Genomic DNA, 18,718 nt, shown 5'->3' on the forward strand with positions numbered 1-18,718 from the left:
CATATGGATAATAAAAAGGAGCAAGAGATATTTCATCATCAACATCCCTACAGGCCTTTTATTCCTGAAAATGCCACCAAATTGATCGTGGGCACACTTCCTCCTCCAAGGTTCACCACGGGGGAGCTAAGAGAAGGAGATGTGGATTTTTGTTATGGCAGCAGGGACGGACTCCTTTGGATAATCCTCGATAAAATGTTTGACCTCAATTTAAAGTTTGAGAACACTACAGAGGCTATTGAACAAAGAGAAAATTTCCTTCGAAAAAGAGGGATTGGGATTTGCGATATGGTAGAGAGCAGTCGCAGGGAAAAGATCGATGCCTCCGATCTTGGAATGAAACAGGTGGAAATGCGTAATATGGTGCAGATCTTAAAAGCTCATCCAAAAATCGATACCTTGTTGTTCACCGGGGGCAACAGCAAAAATGGTCCTGAATATTTCTTTAGAAGGCATATAAGGGAAAGTGAGGAAGATATAAACTTAAAGGTGATATCTAATGAAGTGCCCCGGGTACACCAATTCGTGCTGGATGGAAGGCTCATCAAAACCGTTTCTTTGACGGCTCCATCTGGAACTGCAAACCGGGCAGTGGGAAGCATGCAGCACTATAAAAATATGAAACTAAAAGACCCTGAATTCAATACTATTGATTTCAGGGTCTTGCAGTATAAAGGTTATTTTTAAAAATAGGGACAGGCTATTCCAATTCCTTTTTTTCCTGGTCTGCAACCGTGGTAGGCTTGATCTTGAATTTTTTACGTTTTGGCCGCAGCCTGCCGTGTGTTCCAATTGCTATTTTACCACGTTTGGTCTTTTTATCGCCTCTGCCCATTTTTTATTTTTTATCCTGTTTATCCTTAATTGTTTTCTTATCGGTATCTACAGTACTTGGCCTGTCCCGATTTCCAATTTTATTTAAAGGATTACTATCTGTATCTTTTCTCTTCTTTTTATTATCTTCTATACGTCCCATAATTCAAAATTTTTAGAATGAACTCTAATTTACAATTTCATAATAGGAAAACGTACTAACAACCTGTTACAATTTGGTTAAAGCTTAGCGTATACTCTTAACAAATTGGGAAATTTTATGGGTACCTTCCTTTGTAAGATGTTTGATAAAAGCACTTCCAATAATGGCTCCTTTTGCAAATTGAGTTGCCTGTAGAAAAGTCTCATTGTCACTTATTCCAAAACCAACTACTTGTGAGTTTTTCAGGTTCATCCCCGCAATCCGCTCAAAATAATCTTTGGTTTCCTCTCCAAAACCAGTTGTTCCACCGGTCACACTGGCACTGCTCACCATATAGATAAAGCCATTGGAAACAGAATCTATATACCGTACCCTTTCTGCTGAAGTTTGGGGAGTGATAAGAAATACATTCACAAGTCCGTATTTTTCGAAAATCTCCCTGTAATTTTCTGAAAATACATCTACCGGAAGGTCGGGAATGATCAATCCATCTATTCCTGCTTCATTGCATTGTTTGCAAAACCTTTCCACACCATACTGAAGAATAGGGTTAAAATAACCCATGATCAACAATGGAATTGAAACAGTTTCTCTTATTCCTTTTAGCTGCTCAAAAAGTTTTTTAGTGGTCATTCCGGCTCTTAGGGCAGCTGTGGAGCTTTCCTGTATAGTAGGGCCATCTGCCAGGGGGTCGCTAAAAGGCAGGCCTATCTCTATCATATCTACCCCGCTTTTCTCCAGTTCCTGAATAATTGGAACGGTATCTTCAGGCTCCGGATACCCGGCAGTAAAATAGATGGACAGCAGCTTTTTATCTTCTTTTAATTTTTTATTTATTCGGTTCATTTGATTTGTCTTTTCTGGCTTCCCTTGTAATATCAGTTGAAGAGCCTTAATTTTTTATTATTGCCGCTGCTTTTAAAGACCAAAATACTCTATATATGAGCTAAGGTCTTTGTCTCCCCTTCCCGAGAGGTTGACCACCACCACATCCTGTTCCCTGAATTTTCTGTCCTCGAAAATAGCCAGGGCGTGGGAGGTTTCAATTGCAGGGATGATCCCTTCCAGTTTTGCCAGTGCAAGCCCGGCTTTCATAGCATCATCATCTGTTACCGAAATGAATTCTGCACGGCCGCTTTTAAATAGATTGGCGTGCATAGGCCCGATCCCGGGATAATCCAGCCCTGCAGAAATGGAATAAGGCTCAGTGATCTGCCCGTCCTCTGTTTGCATTAAAAGAGTTTTACTACCGTGTATTATTCCTTCTTTACCCAGGGCAGATGTTGCAGCGCTCTCCCCGGTAAGAATGCCTTTTCCGGCTGCTTCCACGGCAATGATGCCCACCTTGGGATTATCGAGATAGTGATAGTAGATTCCGGCCGCATTACTGCCGCCACCCACACAGGCAACAACATAGTCCGGATCCTCCCTGTGCTCCTTCTCCATCAATTGTTTCCTTACCTCTTCAGAGATCACACTTTGAAATCTTGCTACCATATCTGGATAGGGATGAGGTCCTACGACAGATCCTATGATGTAATGGGTATTGACGGGATTATTGATCCAGTCCCTAATGGCTTCATTGGTAGCATCTTTTAAAGTACGACTTCCGGAAAGTGCCGGTACCACTTTTGCTCCAAGCATTTTCATCCTGGCAACATTGGGAGCCTGCCTCTTAATATCTACCTCTCCCATGTATACGATACATTCCAGCCCCATAAGTGCACATACTGTTGCTGTAGCTACACCATGCTGTCCCGCACCGGTTTCAGCAATGATCCTGTTCTTTCCAAGCCGTTTGGCCATGAGGATCTGGCCAATGGTATTATTCACCTTGTGAGCCCCTGTATGACAAAGGTCCTCCCGCTTTAAATAAACTTTGGTGTTGTATTTTTTGCTGAATCTTTCAGCAAAATATAACGGGGTGGGCCTGCCTACATATTCTTTTAAAAGATCATTGAATTCCCTTTGAAAAGATTCTTCCCGCATCACCTCAAGGTATTTTGACCTCAATTCTTCAACATTGGGGTATAACATCTCAGGGATATAAGCACCACCAAAATCACCATAATATCCTTTTTCGTTTACCTGATAGGTAATTGTTTCACTAGTATTCGATTTCATTTTTTTATTTTTTACGTTGCAGGGGAGGAGATTTGATTCATAAAAATTTTTAAAGTTGCACTGTTTTTTCTTCCCGGCTCAGTTTCAAAACGGCTGTTGAGGTCTACAGCATATAAAAGATGGCCCAGGCTATTTTCTTCCAAATGCTTCTTAAATTCCTTAATTCTTGAAATTTCCTCAATTCCAATACCACCACTTAGAATGAAGGGAGTGGTAGAGGGGTAGTTTCTCAAATTTTCCCAGTTAAATGTTATACCATTCCCACCTTTATTCTTTCCTTTTGTGTCAAATAGAAAGTAATCCACAATTCCCTCATAATCATTAAGGAGTTGAAAATCTATATCTTCCTTTACAGAAAACACTTTTATTACTTCTACCCCGCTTGGTAATTTTGATTTTAATTGATTACAGAAACTTCCAGATTCCTCACCGTGTAATTGTAAAGCATCTAAATGATACTGCTTTACTTTTTCGACAATAAATTCTGTTGTGGCATTTACAAAAACCCCTGTTTTTTTTATTTCAGAGGAAATTTCAGGAATTTCTCCGGTGAAATTACGCGTCGATTTTTCATAGAAGATAAACCCCATATAATCCGGTTTCAGCTTTGCAACCTCCCGAATATTTTCAGCATACTTCATCCCACATACCTTGATCTTCATTAGACTTGATTTAGATCGTTAATGAATTCTTTAGCATAAAAGCCGGGATCATTGGTCCTCATAAAATTCTCTCCAATTAGAAATCCGCGGTAACCATATTGCTTTAGATCTTTTATGACCTCTACACCACCTATCCCACTTTCAGATACTTTCACAAATTCACCCGGGATGTGTTGGGAGAGTTCCTTGCTTATATCTGTGCTTACTTCAAATGTTTTTAGATTCCTGTTATTTACACCCAACATATCTACATTGGGTACCAGGGAGCATTCGAGCTCTTCCCTATCGTGCACTTCGAGGAGAACCTCCAGGCCAAGGCTTTTAGCCAGTCCGGCATACTCCTTTAATTCTTTCCCGGTGAGTATGGCCGCGATGAGCAAAATCACATCGGCTCCATAGGCTTTGGCCTCCACGATCTGGTATGGGTCGATAATGAATTCTTTCCGCAGCAATGGCATAGAAGTGGCTGCCCTTGCGAGAAGTAGATCATCCAGTGAGCCTCCAAAATATTTGGCATCGGTTAATACCGACATACCACAAGCGCCGGCCTGCTCGTAACCTGAAGCCACATCCTGCACATTGAGAGACTGGTTAATAACCTCTTTTGAAGGAGACCGTCTTTTATGCTCTGCAATGATCCCGGATGTACTGGCTTTAAGTGCAGAGGCCAAAGATGCCGTCTTCCTTTCAAATAAGGGATATTTCTCCAGGCTGGTTACAGGCATAAGTTGCTGTTTAAGCTGTACTTCCTTAAGCTTATCGGCTACTATTTTATCTAAAATGTTCATACATTAAATCTTAATTATGAGGAGTTCATTTTTTACTCAACCCTTGCAATATTCTTAAGCTTTGAAGCGCTTTGCCAGATCGCAGCACTTCCTGGGCTGTCTCAAAGCCTTCCCTGGGAGAGCAGGACGTGGCGGTGGCAATTGCCATTCCTGCATTGGCGCAAACCACATTATTTTGTGCCCTGGTTCCCTTGCCATTCAAAATATTTAGAAAAATTTCAGCTGAGTTCTCAACTGAATTTCCACCGCTAATTTCAGAGGCATTCAATTCTTCTACTCCAAAATCGGCCGCTTCCAAAATTCCTTCAGCATTATTAGAAATAGTTTTGGTAGGACCGGTAAGGGAGATCTCATCATATCCATCCAACCCATGTAAAATGGTGAATTTTTTGTTCGTGTTTTGATAAAGATAGCCATACATCCTGGCAAGTTCCAGGCTAAATACGCCCACCAGTTGTTTTTTGGGAGATGCAGGGTTGACCATAGGGCCCAGCATATTAAAAAAGGTCTTTACAGCCAGCGATTTTCTTATGGGAGCAACGTTTTTCATAGCAGGATTAAAGAGCGGTGCGTGTAAAATACATATTCCAGCTTTTTCTATACATCTTTCAAGGTGTGAAGGATCTGCACTAAATTTTATTCCCAGGTGCTCCATTACATTGGAACTTCCGCTCACTGAAGAAACACCATAATTCCCATGTTTCGCGACTTTGATGCCGGCACCTGCAGTTATGAAGGAAGCCAGTGTTGATATGTTAAAAGTGTCTTTACCATCTCCTCCTGTGCCACAAAGGTCAATTGGGTCATAGGCCTCCAGGTCAATGGAAATACACAGGTCCAGCAGGCCATCACGAAAGCCTTCCAATTCTTCTATAGTAATGCTTCGCATCATATAGACCGTTAAGAACGCGGCTATCTGGCTTTGGTTATATTCACCCCCGGCAATTTGGACGAGTGCCTCCCTGGCTTCCTCCCGGGAGATAGTTTCGTGATTTATGAGTCTGTTTAATAAGTGTTTCATTGGATGTCCTTTACAGGAGATTTTGATATTATTTAAGAAGGTTTTCTATCTTTTCTTTTTCTTCTGAAGGTTTGGAAGGTACCGGGGGAGTACCATTTACCCAGTTTTTGATCATCTTCTTCCCATCGGGTGTTAGTACAGATTCAGGATGAAACTGCACCCCTCTTACATCAAATTCCCTGTGTCTAAGCGACATTACCTGGCCTTGTTCGTCATAGGAGGTGGCCTCAAGACAGGAAGGCAAATTCCTTTCAACAACCCAGGAATGATATCTTCCCACTTCAAATTCCTTCTCAAGGCCATTATAAAGACCTTCATCTTCCACGCAAAGTTTTATTTTATGAGCAACACCGTGGAATACAGAATCCAGGTTCAGCAGCTTTCCACCAAAAACTTCTCCTATTGCCTGCTGTCCAAGGCATACCCCAAGGATGCTTTTAGTAGGGGCGTATTCTTTTACAATTTCATTTAATAGACCTGCTTCTGCAGGAATACCAGGCCCTGGGGATAGCAGGATCTTATCAAATTTGCCAACCTCCTCCAGGCTTATTTCATTGTTGCGTCTTACAGTCACCAGGCAATCTAATTCTTCAAGATAATGCACAAGATTGTATACAAACGAATCGTAATTATCGATGACCAGTACAGAAATAGGCTTTGCTGGCTTTTCTGTATGTAAATTTAATTCTGAAGTATTTTCCATTTTTTCAAATTCTTTCTAACGGGTGGTTTATATCTCTTCTGCAATTTCCAGCGCCTTTGCCAGGGCTCCAAGTTTATTATAGACTTCCTGTAATTCATCCTCTTCACGGGAGCCCGATACAATACCAGCTCCTGCCTGGTAATGTAAATGGTGGTTCTTGCTTACAAAAGACCTAATTATAATGGCGTGGTTAAAATTTCCCTCGAAATCCATAAATCCAATAGCCCCTCCATAGGCACTTCTATTCACATTTTCATATTTTTCTATGAGGGTCATTGCACTATGTTTAGGGGCTCCACTTAGTGTTCCTGCAGGGAAAGTTCCCGCCACTACCTCCATAGTTTCAACCTTATCCTTTATGTCACCTGTCACCTTACTTACCAGGTGGATCACGTGTGAAAAGAATTGTACCTCTCTGTATTTTTCTACTTTTACATTACTGCTGTGCCTGCTTAAGTCGTTTCTGGCGAGATCAACCAACATGACATGTTCAGAATTCTCTTTTTCATCTTTAGCGAGTTTCCTGGCCAGGTCGGCATCCTGCTCGTCATTGCCCGTTCGCTTAAAAGTTCCCGCAATTGGATGTATTTCTGCCTGCCCGTCCTTAACAACCAGTTGCGCTTCAGGTGAACTCCCGAAGATCTTGAAGTTGCCATAGTCAAAATAAAAGAGGTACGGGGAGGGGTTGACATTTCGTAGAGCGCGGTATACATTGAATTCATCACCCTTAAAAGCCTGGGAAAAACGTCTGGAAAGTACCAGCTGGAAAACATCTCCCCGCTGGCAGTGCTGTTTTCCAAGCTTGACATTCTGTTTGAACTCCTCATCGGTAAGATTGGACTTTGGTTCTTGTTGTCTTGAAAAGCTGTAGCTGGCAAAGTTTTTCACCTTCAGCAGCTGCTCAATTTCTTCAAGCTTATTCTCTGAATTATAATTGTGATCAAAAATGTATGCTTCATTTTTGAAATGATTTATAGCAATAATATTTTGGTATACAGCGTAATAAATATCGGGAATTTTTAGATCGCCTTCTTTCCTCTTTATTTCCACATTTTCAAAATAACGTACACCATCATAGGCTATATATCCAAAAAGGCCGTTGTTGATAAATTTAAATTTGGAATTCTCTGCCTGGAATTTTTTTGAGAATTGCTCTATTTTACCGGGAACATTTACTTCAGGATTAAGCTTCTCTGTATACTTTTTCCCATCGGGAAAGGTTTCTGTGACCTGGTCGTTCTCAATCTTTATAGAGGCGATTGGATTACAGCATATATAAGAGAAACTATTGTCGCTTGCATGATAATCACTACTTTCCAGTAAGAGGCTGTTAGGATATTTATCCCTAATTTTTAAATAGATACTTACAGGGGTAATAGTATCTGCCAGCAATTTTTTATAAGTTGTCTTTAATTTATACATAGCTTCCAAATAGTTAAAACAAAAAAGGCTTGTCGTGAGACAAGCCTTTTGTATATGAGATCATACTATAGCAGTGTTACTTCACGACGTGTTGACGTAAATTATTCCACCACCAGGTATGTACATTCTGAATTTTCATTAGGCCAAATATAAACAGGTTATTTGAACTGGCAAAAGTTTTTCTTGATCTGTAGCAGTAAATAATTAAATATGTTTTGGATCCCTCCATTTGAGGGGGTATATTTTCCCCTTTAAGGTGATATAAAGAAAAATTTGACAAAAGGTCTATGTATTTGGATATGAAAATAAGGAGTAGGGTGCTGGATCCATCAACAATAAAAATATAATCAACCAGGATGAAGGTTTGTAAGCTTTCTCTTATATTTACGTTTTATTTTTTATCACCAAACAAAATAAAATATCATGAAAAATCTTACGCAGGAACAATGGAAGGAAAGTCTGGAAAAAGATGATAATGCACAAATCCTTGATGTGAGGACAGAGGAAGAATATATTGAAGGATATATTCCCAATTCAAAAAATATTGATATATATAAAGGCCAGGGATTTATCGATGAGATAAATCAACTTGATAAGTCTAAGAATTATTATGTTTATTGCAGGTCTGGAGCGAGGAGTGCGCAGGCATGTGCTCTTATGAACCAGCAGGGTATTGAGAACGCCTATAATTTAATGGGTGGAATTACAGAGTGGGAAGGGGAAGTAAATCATCAATAATATGGGGTACAAACTATTACTACTGGCTATATTGGCTACCCTGGTATACTCCTGTAAAGACGCTTCTGCCAAAGAAATTGAAATAATCACTGCGGCAGAAATGCAAACTCATATGAAATATGATAATTTACAGGTAGTGGACTTGCAGCCGGAAGAAGATTATAAAAAATCTCACCTTTTGAACGCCCATAATATAATTTATAACAAGGATTTTCGCCATAACCTTGAAAATCTGGATAAGAAAAAGCCCGTTGCCATCTATTGCACCTCAGGCAAAGTAAGCCCCGAAGCGGCAAAAATTCTTAAAGAAGCCGGCTTTGAACATATCTACGTTCTGGATGGTGGGATTTCAAAATGGAAAGAAGAAATAGACAAGGTTGAATCTGTGCAATAAAGCAGAAGCAAGCCTATTCGAAGTGTTAAAATTAATTAACCCGCAACGTTGTTTGCGGGTTTTTTTTGCAATTAACAGGTCACTCATCTCATTTTTAACATTTCCCTTCCTTTTTTTCTGAAAGAGTTAATTTTTTTTTAAAAAGTTTAACATTCGATGACAGTGCGCAGCAGCCGTGAGTTTGAAAGCTATTTCCTACTTTTTTTGCCAATCAACATTGCGATGATTAAGAAGTTTAATTTGATTTACTGAACATTAAGTTTAGTTTTGGGATAACCATTAATCAATTATTAACCAAAACTTAATTATTTTATGAAGTTAAAATTAAACTTACGTTTATTTGCAACTGCAGTTGTTGCATCTGCCTTTTTATTCTCCTGTTCTCAGGAAGAACAGGCCCCTGTCGAAGAAGCCGTCTTTACAGAACTGGATTCCAATTTTGATTCCAAATTGATCGAAAACCAGTACATCGTTGTTTACCGCAGCGGTGCTGTTGAAGATTTTGGGGCAAAATATCCCGACAATTATTCCAAAGCACAGGAAGCTATGGCCACTCAAACAAAGATGATCCTTGCCGATGCTAAGATTAGTGATGCAGAGATCGTGAATGTTTACAGTAGAACTTTAAATGGTGCTACTTTGAAGTTAACAAAAGAACAAGTAGAGGTTCTTAGGAAGAAAAAAGAAGTTGCTTATGTTGAGCAGGACAGGATCGTAACCTTCGCTCCACCTTGTGGTACTCCAAATGGTGGCCCTTGTGATGAGCCAGATCCTACAGACCCTACAGATCCCGGTGATGGTGGAACTTCCAACCAGGATACTCCATATGGTATCACCCGTGTGAATGGAGTTTCCGGTTACGCCGGTAACGGTGTTGCCTGGATCGTGGACAGTGGTATTGATCTTGATCATCCAGACCTTAACGTTGATGCATCCCGTGCTTTTAATGCTTTTACTTCCGGAAGGGATGGAAAATCTGCCGATGATGGTAATGGACATGGTACACACGTGGCAGGTACAGTGGCTGCTTTAAACAATGACATAGGAGTGATAGGTGTTGCACCTGGAGCTACAGTTATTCCTGTAAAGGTTCTTGACAGCCGTGGAAGCGGGTCTTACTCCGGTGTTATTGCAGGAGTAGACTGGGTAGGAGCTAACGGGAAAGCAGGAGACGTTGCCAATATGAGTCTTGGTGGTCCAGTTTCCCAGGCCCTTGATGACGCAGTTGTAGCCGCTTCTAATAAAGGTATATGGTTTGCACTTGCAGCCGGAAATGAGAGCAATGACGCCAATAACAGTTCTCCTGCACGAGCAAACGGAGCTTATATCGTAACTATTTCAGCAATGGATGTTAATGATAACTGGGCTTCTTTCTCTAATTATGGTAACCCACCTGTAGATTATGCTGCACCTGGAGTAGCTGTTAAATCAACCTGGAAAGATGGTGGTTATAACACAATAAGCGGGACGTCAATGGCCTCACCTCACGCTGCCGGTGTTCTTCTTCTTGGAGCTGCCAGCACAGATGGTACAGTGAATAATGACCCAGATGGAAATGCAGATCCAATTATCGTACATTAAAAGTATATAATGCAGATGAATTTTTTAAAGGCTGCCCACGGGCGGCCTTTTCTTTTATCCTGAAAGCTGTGGCAGATTATACTTTTTTTCTTATCTCTGCGTTAAATGCTAAGAAAACGGGTGGGAATTATTTTTTAAAATAATATATTTACCCCCCAACATAAGAACTGAAACAACCCCACTTTATGAATAGACTTTTTATAATTGTACTCCTATGTCTTGGTAGTTTCCCATATACATCCCAGGCGCAGGAATTTAAATTCGGAGTAAAAGGAGGAGTTAATAAAACATTTGGAGGCCAGCTTACAGGAATTGCATCTACGGCACAATACACTGGCGATACCTTCAATGCTGAAGGGGAAATAGGTTTTCACGGAGGGCTCTGGACCCAACTGTCATTTGGAAGATTCTTTATTAGGCCAGAGGTGGTATACTCAAAACTGGAATCCAGGTTTGACTTCCCACGCAGGCCTGCGATCTATGCTGTCGATGAATTAAGTGTTCCTTTCCTTGTCGGTTTCAACATTTGGGGTCCTTTGGATGTCTATGCCGGGCCCGCTTATAAAAAGGTAATTGAATCCAGTCTTGAAGGCACCGAGCCGCCAGATCAAAGTATTGTTGTTCAAAATTTCCCTCTCTCTGCCCAGGCAGGGGTTAAAGTGGAATTTGGCAGCTTTGGCCTTGATGTGAGGTACGATCATTCCCTTGCTACTGCTGAAAATCAACAGGTAGACATTGTGAATAGTGTTTACGGGGTTAATCTTGCTAATTTTGAAGATGCAAGGCTTCACCAGGTCATAGTAAGCCTTACGATCAAATTGTGGGACAGCGCGAATAAAGATAAAAGAAGAAGAGGCGGCCGTGGCTGTTACTTCTAAAGAAAAATTATATCTCATAAAGAGCCGGCAATTCCGGCTCTTTTTTATTGCACCCTGTGGCATCTGTACTGCTAAAATTTTTCTTACACTATCGTTCCATTAAAATATGTGAAATTTTCCTAAAACCTTTATTTTTATAGTCAGGGGATATTTCAACCTCAACATGGGGGTGGTTTTGGATCTAAATAGTTTAGGAAAAATTGAGCTCTTCAAAAGAGGGTAAATAGCTATTTTCCAAACACTTATGTTTTAGTCCAGGTTCTATATTCTAGTAGCGGTCTAGCTCTTTCATCCCACAACGATAAGTCTTGTTGTGAAAATTTAATCTTTACGGTATTTATCGTTTAAGCCTTTCCCTTCCCTTATCAATGGGATTATTTTCTCCAATCTTGACTTTTTTGTCTCTGCCCTTTTTGCTTCAGATATATAAGATATATATTCTCTCTGCTTCCCCACAGGAAGGGAGGTAAAGAGACCTTCCAAATCTTGTTGGCTCCTAAAAATTTCCAGAAATTCCGGGATAATAATTAGCTTTTTAATAGTTGCCTTAGGTGGTATAATGCCCCTATCAAGAATTTCAACCATTTCCTGGATATAGGGACCTAAAAGTTTTAAATCTGGCTCACTTTGAGAATTAAACCTTATTTGTCTGAGAGTTTGGGTTTTTCCCTCCTGGGCATTGTGCAAAAGCTGAGTGTTCTCCTGCAATAAAGATCCCTGGAAAAACCAGAGGGCATAATGATTCTTAAATCCCGCCAGCCCAATAAGATTTTTTCCTTTGTAGGTATACACCGGGGCACCCCATTTGATGGTTTCCTTTAAAGGGAAAGTGTTTAATAGGTTCCTTAGCTTTTCAAGTTGGCTGCTCCACTCTGGATGAGCTTCCAAATATTCCTCAACGCTTGTTATTTTCGCCATAGTCCAGGTCTTTATATTTCTCTGCTGTGAGTTCTGCAATTTTCACAATAACCGCTACAGCCTTTTGCATACTTTCAACAGGTATATATTCATACCTGCCGTGAAAGTTATGGCCTCCTGCAAAAATATTGGGACAGGGTAAGCCCATGTAACTAAGCTGGGAGCCATCTGTGCCGCCTCTTATAGGTTTGATGATAGGTTCAACATCTACCTGCTTCATAGCCTCCTCAGCAATATCCACAATATGCATTAAAGGTTCTACCTTCTCCCTCATATTAAAGTATTGATTCTTAATCTCTATATTTATTATTTCATCCTCAAATTGTGAATTGATCTCTAACGCAAGTTTTTGAAGGACCTCCTTTCTTGCTTCAAAGTGATCTTTGTCATGGTCTCTAATTATATATTTGAGGGTTGTCCTTTCCACATTCCCCTTAATATCCGTAAGATGGAAAAACCCCTGTCTGTTCTCGGTGTGTTCCGGGGTTTCCAGCCTTGGAAGGGATGTTATGAAATCCTGGGCGATATACATGCTGTTCACCATTTTTCCTTTGGCGTATCCCGGATGTACGCTCTTGCCTTTTATGGTGATGGTAGCGCCTGCTGCATTAAAATTTTCAAATTCAAGTTCTCCCACCTGGCTGCCATCCATAGTATATGCCCATTGTGCTCCAAATTTGTCAACATTGAATTTATGGGCCCCTCTGCCTATTTCCTCATCTGGGGTAAAACCTACCCGTATTTCTCCATGAGGTATATGAGGATTGTTGATCAAATATTCCATAGCCGATACGATCTCGGTTATGCCGGCCTTATCATCGGCTCCCAGTAAAGTGGTGCCATCTGTGGTGATAAGGGTTTGTCCTTTATATTGATGAAGGTCCTCAAAATAATTTGGGGAGAGAATAATATTTTGTTCCCGGTTAAGAATTATATCCTTTCCATCATAATCTTCAATGATCTGCGGATTTACATTTTCTCCTGAAAAATCCGGGGAGGTATCAAAGTGGCTTATAAATCCTATAACCGGTACATTATGAGCTATATTGGCGGGTAAGGTGGCCATGATGTAAGCATTTTCATCTATTTCTACCTCCTGCATTCCAATCTCCCGCAACTCTTCTGCCAGTTTATTAGCGAGATCCCATTGTTTTTTAGTGCTTGGGGTGTCCCGGGAGTCGGGATCACTTTGAGTGTCGATTTTTACGTATTGAGTGAACCTGTCTATAAGTTGCTTTTTGCCAATCATGAAAAATGGTTTTTTCAAAATTAGTCAATCACCCTACAGGTACAAAGACATTTAATATTTCTCTTAGGTTTTAAAATAATCTACTTTTGTACAAACTCAAAATTCATGTATAGATCTTTTGTACGACCTCTGCTTTTCAAATTTGATCCGGAAAAAGTTCATTACTTCACCTTTGATTTTCTGAAAACACTTTTTAAGATACCGGGTATGGCCTCTATGTTTCAGGCCAGGTTTGTCGTCGAGGATGCCCGGTTGGAACGGGAGGTCTTCGGACTTAAATTTAAAAATCCTGTGGGTTTGGCAGCCGGCTTTGACAAGGATGCCAAATTGTACAGGGAACTGGGACAGCTTGGCTTTGGATTCGTAGAAATTGGTACAGTGACTCCTAAGCCCCAGCCAGGGAATGAGAAAAAAAGGTTGTTCCGCTTAAAGGAAGATTCAGCAATAATTAACAGGATGGGCTTTAATAATGAAGGAGTGGAAGCTGCTGTGCGAAGATTGCGCAAAAATAACGGGGAAGTTCTCATTGGAGGTAATATTGGCAAAAATAAGGTCACAGCAAATGATGTGGCTGCGGGTGATTATCTATTTTGTTTTGAGGCCTTGTTTAATTTTGTAGACTATTTTGTAGTGAATGTGAGTTCTCCCAATACGCCAAATCTCCGGGAGCTACAGGATAAAGAACCGCTTACCAGGCTTCTTTTGCAATTGCAGGGCAGGAATAATACCCGACCTAAACCAAAGCCTATTCTGCTAAAAATAGCACCAGATCTTACAGATTCCCAGTTGATGGATATCATAGATATCGTGGCTGAAAGTAAAATTGCCGGCGTTATTGCCACAAACACTACTATCTCCAGGGAAGGGTTGAAAAGTCCTGACAAGAAAGAAGTGGGCGGATTAAGTGGCAAACCCCTTAGAAAACGTGCAACCGAGGTAATTCGGTTTTTATCTGAAAAAAGTAACAGGGCCTTTCCAATCATTGGAGTGGGAGGTATACATTCTCCTGAAGATGCTCTTGAAAAATTGGAAGCAGGAGCAAGCCTTGTTCAACTTTATACAGGTTTCATATACGAAGGCCCGGGATTGATTAAAGCTATTAATGAAGCCATTCTGGATAAGGAAGATCAAAAGTGATAGCACAGCTTGTCCCGTTTCTTACAGCTTCCATTATCCTCACTATTTCCCCGGGGCCAGATATTATATATGTGCTGGTGCAAAGTATAGCCAATGGCAGGAAAGCGGGAATTATGACTACCATTGGGCTGGTCTCAGGAATATTGATACATACCAGCCTGGTAGCCTTTGGAGTTTCAGCAATTATAAAAGAATCGGAAAGTTTTTTTCTGGCTATCAGGATTTTTGGGGCCGTTTACCTTTTCTATCTCGCTTTCAAAGTTTATTCAGCAGAAAGTAGGATATCTTTATCCAATAGGGCCTTGCCGGAAAAATCAAATCTTTCCCTCTTCAAAACAGGCTTTATAATGAATGTCCTTAACCCCAAGGTAACTATATTTTTCCTTGCTTTTTTTCCTGGTTTCTTATGGGATACAGGCGAAGATACTGTCCTGCAGTTCTATACACTGGGAGGGCTTTTTATGCTGCAGGCCCTGCTCATTTTTGGAATGGTAGCTATGCTGGCTGGAAGGATCTCCGGTTACCTTAACAGTCACTCTGCTTCAGGAAGAATATTGAAGTGGCTGCAGATCTTTGTTTTTCTTGGCATTGGCTTATTTATTCTTTTTTGAAGAAAAACATCGCTGTTTTTTAGAATTATTTAAAAAATCCTTCTTTTTAATATGAAAGGTAAAATAGTATCTTTGATCTATGGATAAGATCAAACTCATTGAATGCCCGAGAGACGCCATGCAGGGCATTAGAACTTTCATTCCTACAGAAAAAAAAATACAGTATTTACAGTCCCTTCTAAGATGTGGGTTTGACACCATAGATTTTGGAAGTTTTGTATCACCCAAAGCCATCCCTCAAATGGCAGATACGGCGAAGGTTCTTGAAGGACTTGATCTATCAAAAACAACCAGCAAACTTCTTGCGATAATTGCCAACACCCGGGGTGCACAGGATGCTTCACAACATGAGGAAATCCAATATCTGGGTTATCCCTTTTCAATTTCAGAAAACTTCCAGATGCGGAATACCCACAAGACAATTGCCGAGTCTGTACAGACCCTGCAGGAGATCCTTGAGATCGCAGAGAGCACCAATAAGGAGGTGGTGGCCTACCTTTCTATGGGCTTCGGGAATCCTTACGGGGATCCATGGAATGTCGATATCGTGGGAGAGTGGACAGAAAAATTATCAGGAATGGGGGTAAAGATCTTGTCCCTGTCTGATACCGTTGGAACTTCTACTCCAGATGTTATTGAATATCTTTTCTCCAATCTTATTCCCCGTTATCCTGAAATTGAATTTGGGGCTCACTTGCACACCACTCCTACCTCCTGGCACGAAAAGATCGACGCAGCTTATAAGGCTGGCTGCAAAAGGTTTGATGGAGCTATCCAGGGATTTGGTGGCTGCCCAATGGCAAAGGATGAACTAACCGGCAATATGCCTACAGAGAAGGTCCTTTCTTATTTCAATTCGAAGAAAGCAGATACGAATGTGAAAATGACCAGTTTTGAAGCTTCTTACAATGAGGCTACTAAGATCTTTACTACTAACCATTAGGAAAACCAATGCATCCCGAACTTTTTATCATTTCTTTTTATTTAAAATTAATCTAAATAAACTTTTGAGAACAAACTAAGCTGCTTATATTTGCTCCCGAATTTCAAACGTTATTTTAAACTAATCTAAATAAGAAAATGAAAAGAGTTCTGTTCGCAGCAGTATTGGGAGGATTGACTTTAGCCTCTTGTTCATCAAATGATGACACCATTATTGAAAACGAAAAAATCATAGATGTACCTGCAAACTATACCTTTGAAAGGGATGGTAATTCATCTGTTCATTTTGATGGACAAACCACAAGGCTTGAAATGACCTCTGTACTTGCATCTTCCTTTAAAGACTTTAACAACGCTACAGAGGAAAGTCTTTCCAATATGTTCTCAAATACCAATAATCCCTTTTCTTCAGAGGATCTAAACACTTCAGATAAAAGTATTAAGAGTAAAGTGGCGGCTTCAGATCTTTATTTTTCTACAAACACTGTAGAAAGTGTGGCGAGTAAAAATGACTTTGAAGGTTATATCACCGCCCAGATCAATGAAGTTTTTCCAAATGAAAATGAAGTTGCTGCCCGTGGTGTTGCAGGACAAATCGCAGATGGCTCCAGCGTACGGTACGTTAATCCCCAAGGTTTAGAATGGGATCAGGCTTTCGCCAAAGGACTTATTGGTGCTTTGGTGGCAGATCAGGTATTAAACCACTATCTGGCTTCCTCTGTTCTTGATGCGGGAGATAATGTTCAAAAAAATAATGATGGGTTGACTGAGGACGGCAAGAGTTATACAACCATGGAGCACAAATGGGATGAGGCTTACGGGTATGTGTACGGGCATCCATCTGTACCTTCAACGAATCCTAATTCTGCCCTTACAAGTAACAGTGATCCATTGCTATTTAAGTACCTTGGACGCGTAAATTCAGATCCCGATTTTGCTGGTATTGCTGAAGAAACCTTCGATGCTTTTAAGTTAGGTCGTGCCGCAATAGTTGCAGGGGAATATGATGTGAGAGACGAGCAAATCGATATTATACGGGAGAACATTTCAAAAGTGATAGGGATTCGTGCAGTGTATTATTTACAAGCTGGAAAAAGAGCTCTTGAAGAAGGAAAAATGGGAACTGCTTTTCATGACCTTTCAGAAGGATATGGTTTTATTTACAGCTTAAGATTTACCCATAATCCAGATACCAACTCACCATACCTATCGAAATCTGAAGTAGATGATATACTTGAGACTTTAATGGCAGGCGACGGGTTTTGGGATGTAACTCCTTTGACGCTGGATGCTCTTTCAGAAGCAATAGCTGCACCATTTAATTTTACAGTTGCAGAGGCAGCTGAGTAAGAATATGCTTATAAGAAGCTGTTTAAATTCTTTCTGTAGTTCCTAATGAGATTAAGAAAGTCACAATTTAAACAGCTTCATTTAAATTAAAAATTATGACAAATTATAACCAATTTTTCAGCTTAGTCCTTGTAGCTTTAATGCTGGTTTCCTGTACCTCAGATGACGGGGAGAGGGAAGAAAACGGAAATAACTTTGACCGCGGTGCACTCCTGGAAAACTGGGCAGATAATATCATTGTGCCTTCCTTCCAAAATTTCGCTTTATATACTGAAGATTTGGAAGCCGAAACGGAGGCATTTGTTCAGGATCCTTCAGAAGCTTCCCTGGCACAATTAAGAAATTCCTTTGAGGAGGCTTATATACAGTTCCAGACTGTTGCGCCTTTTGGCGTGGGAATGGCAGAAACTGTTAATTACAGGATGTTTCTTAACACTTATCCGGTGGATGTGGCAACAGTTAAGAGCAAAATTGAAAGTGGAAGCTACAACCTTGAATTGCCATCTTCTTACGATGAACAGGGGTTTCCCGCTTTAGATTTTTTGCTGAACGGTGTAGCTGAGCAGGATGCTGATATCATAGAATACTATAGCATTCATACAGATGCTTCAAACTATGGCGAGTATCTGCAGGCCGTTTCTTCCAGGATCAATAAACTCACTCAGGATGTTTTAGTACACTGGCAGGGATCTTACAGGGATGATTTCGTAAGTAATACGGGATCATCTACTACAGGTTCTGTCGATCGTTTTACTAACAATTACGTTATGTACTACGAGAAACATCTTAGGACCGGAAAAATTGGTATCCCTGCAGGAGCTTTTACTGGGAATCCTGTGCCTCAAAATGTAGAAGCGCTGTATTCACAGGATCTGTCAAAAGATCTTTATCTCAAGGCGGTGGAAACAGTAAAGAATTTCTTCAATGGAAAGCATTTTGGCAGTAATGTAACAGGTCCTAGCTATAAACAATACCTGGATCACCTTAATACCGTCAAGAATTCCACAGATCTTAGCAGCCTTATCAATACCCAGTTCGATGCTATTGAAGAGCAGGCAAATGATCTCAACAATAATTTCCTTGAACAGGTTCAATCAAATAACACCGTTATGTTGGAGGCTTTTGATGCCCTTCAAAAAAATGTGGTATTGTTGAAAGTGGATATGTTACAGGCATTGTCCATAAGCGTAGACTATGTTGATACGGATGGAGACTAGATCCCAA

General features: G+C 40.5%; 21 protein-coding genes. 10 read left to right on the plus strand and 11 right to left on the minus strand.

Annotated elements, in window-relative coordinates; all coding sequences use genetic code 11:
* Window positions 1–3: 3 nt before the first annotated feature.
* Window positions 4–687, plus strand: coding sequence for a uracil-DNA glycosylase family protein (locus tag FHG64_RS13955; protein WP_246054117.1), 684 nt, complete (start codon window positions 4–6; stop codon window positions 685–687).
* A 13-nt stretch (window positions 688–700) separates the two neighbouring features.
* On the opposite strand, the gene FHG64_RS13960 is transcribed toward FHG64_RS13955, so the two are convergent.
* From FHG64_RS13960 to FHG64_RS13995, 9 genes are all read right to left on the minus strand, one after another.
* Window positions 701–835: a 30S ribosomal protein THX gene (locus tag FHG64_RS13960; protein ID WP_139066980.1), complete on the minus strand. Its 135-nt coding sequence runs from the start codon at window positions 833–835 to the stop codon at window positions 701–703.
* A gap of 3 nt (window positions 836–838) precedes the next feature.
* Complete coding sequence (locus FHG64_RS19235; RefSeq protein WP_168191368.1) at window positions 839–976, minus strand: hypothetical protein; 138 nt, start codon at window positions 974–976, stop codon at window positions 839–841.
* 84 nt (window positions 977–1,060) lie between these two features.
* The gene (gene trpA, locus FHG64_RS13965) at window positions 1,061–1,822 is read right to left on the minus strand and encodes a tryptophan synthase subunit alpha (protein WP_139066981.1); all 762 of its coding nucleotides are present in this window, start codon (window positions 1,820–1,822) and stop codon (window positions 1,061–1,063) included.
* Window positions 1,823–1,894: 72 nt separating this feature from the next.
* Window positions 1,895–3,076, minus strand: coding sequence for a tryptophan synthase subunit beta (trpB, locus tag FHG64_RS13970; protein ID WP_139067981.1), 1,182 nt, complete (start codon window positions 3,074–3,076; stop codon window positions 1,895–1,897).
* Between the two features lie 35 nt (window positions 3,077–3,111).
* Complete coding sequence (locus FHG64_RS13975; RefSeq protein WP_139066982.1) at window positions 3,112–3,762, minus strand: phosphoribosylanthranilate isomerase; 651 nt, start codon at window positions 3,760–3,762, stop codon at window positions 3,112–3,114.
* Entirely contained in the window at window positions 3,762–4,550 is a 789-nt protein-coding gene (gene trpC / locus FHG64_RS13980; protein WP_139066983.1) for an indole-3-glycerol phosphate synthase TrpC, read from the minus strand. The genes FHG64_RS13975 and trpC overlap by 1 nt, the downstream gene beginning before the upstream one ends.
* A gap of 25 nt (window positions 4,551–4,575) precedes the next feature.
* On the minus strand, window positions 4,576–5,571 hold the full coding sequence (gene trpD / locus FHG64_RS13985; RefSeq protein ID WP_139066984.1) for an anthranilate phosphoribosyltransferase: 996 nt from the start codon (window positions 5,569–5,571) through the stop codon (window positions 4,576–4,578).
* 28 nt (window positions 5,572–5,599) lie between these two features.
* Window positions 5,600–6,274: an anthranilate synthase component II gene (locus tag FHG64_RS13990; RefSeq protein WP_139066985.1), complete on the minus strand. Its 675-nt coding sequence runs from the start codon at window positions 6,272–6,274 to the stop codon at window positions 5,600–5,602.
* A gap of 27 nt (window positions 6,275–6,301) precedes the next feature.
* A complete protein-coding gene (locus tag FHG64_RS13995) occupies window positions 6,302–7,696 on the minus strand; it encodes an anthranilate synthase component I family protein (RefSeq protein WP_139066986.1) in 1,395 nt (464 codons plus the stop codon).
* A 423-nt stretch (window positions 7,697–8,119) separates the two neighbouring features.
* Between FHG64_RS13995 and FHG64_RS14000 the strand changes: the two genes are divergently transcribed.
* The 4 genes from FHG64_RS14000 to FHG64_RS14015 all read left to right on the plus strand — a co-directional run bounded on the left by FHG64_RS14000 (window position 8,120) and on the right by FHG64_RS14015 (window position 11,287).
* Window positions 8,120–8,434, plus strand: coding sequence for a rhodanese-like domain-containing protein (locus tag FHG64_RS14000; protein WP_139066987.1), 315 nt, complete (start codon window positions 8,120–8,122; stop codon window positions 8,432–8,434).
* Between the two features lies 1 nt (window position 8,435).
* Window positions 8,436–8,828, plus strand: a complete 393-nt coding sequence (locus tag FHG64_RS14005; protein WP_139066988.1) for a rhodanese-like domain-containing protein — start codon at window positions 8,436–8,438, stop codon at window positions 8,826–8,828.
* 312 nt (window positions 8,829–9,140) lie between these two features.
* Entirely contained in the window at window positions 9,141–10,409 is a 1,269-nt protein-coding gene (locus FHG64_RS14010) for a S8 family peptidase (RefSeq protein ID WP_139066989.1), read from the plus strand.
* A gap of 185 nt (window positions 10,410–10,594) precedes the next feature.
* Window positions 10,595–11,287, plus strand: a complete 693-nt coding sequence (locus tag FHG64_RS14015) for a PorT family protein (RefSeq protein ID WP_139066990.1) — start codon at window positions 10,595–10,597, stop codon at window positions 11,285–11,287.
* A gap of 321 nt (window positions 11,288–11,608) precedes the next feature.
* Here FHG64_RS14015 and FHG64_RS14020 read toward each other — a convergent pair whose 3' ends face one another.
* A complete protein-coding gene (locus FHG64_RS14020) occupies window positions 11,609–12,205 on the minus strand; it encodes a YdeI/OmpD-associated family protein (RefSeq protein WP_139066991.1) in 597 nt (198 codons plus the stop codon).
* Entirely contained in the window at window positions 12,183–13,454 is a 1,272-nt protein-coding gene (gene pepT, locus FHG64_RS14025) for a peptidase T (RefSeq protein ID WP_139066992.1), read from the minus strand. The genes FHG64_RS14020 and pepT overlap by 23 nt, the downstream gene beginning before the upstream one ends.
* A gap of 105 nt (window positions 13,455–13,559) precedes the next feature.
* Between pepT and FHG64_RS14030 the strand changes: the two genes are divergently transcribed.
* From FHG64_RS14030 to FHG64_RS14050, 5 genes are all read left to right on the plus strand, one after another.
* A complete protein-coding gene (locus FHG64_RS14030; protein ID WP_139066993.1) occupies window positions 13,560–14,591 on the plus strand; it encodes a quinone-dependent dihydroorotate dehydrogenase in 1,032 nt (343 codons plus the stop codon).
* Window positions 14,588–15,202 (plus strand): LysE family translocator, encoded by a 615-nt coding sequence (locus tag FHG64_RS14035; RefSeq protein WP_139066994.1) that lies wholly within the window; start codon window positions 14,588–14,590, stop codon window positions 15,200–15,202. Before FHG64_RS14030 ends, FHG64_RS14035 begins: the two co-directional genes overlap by 4 nt.
* Before the next feature lie 79 nt (window positions 15,203–15,281).
* Window positions 15,282–16,145, plus strand: coding sequence for a hydroxymethylglutaryl-CoA lyase (locus FHG64_RS14040; protein ID WP_139066995.1), 864 nt, complete (start codon window positions 15,282–15,284; stop codon window positions 16,143–16,145).
* A gap of 137 nt (window positions 16,146–16,282) precedes the next feature.
* Window positions 16,283–17,494 (plus strand): DUF4856 domain-containing protein, encoded by a 1,212-nt coding sequence (locus FHG64_RS14045; RefSeq protein ID WP_139066996.1) that lies wholly within the window; start codon window positions 16,283–16,285, stop codon window positions 17,492–17,494.
* 95 nt (window positions 17,495–17,589) lie between these two features.
* On the plus strand, window positions 17,590–18,711 hold the full coding sequence (locus FHG64_RS14050) for an imelysin family protein (RefSeq protein WP_139066997.1): 1,122 nt from the start codon (window positions 17,590–17,592) through the stop codon (window positions 18,709–18,711).
* The last annotated feature ends 7 nt before the right edge of the window (window positions 18,712–18,718 follow it).

The organism is Antarcticibacterium flavum (genome assembly GCF_006159205.1).
Taxonomy (GTDB): domain Bacteria; phylum Bacteroidota; class Bacteroidia; order Flavobacteriales; family Flavobacteriaceae; genus Gillisia; species Gillisia flava.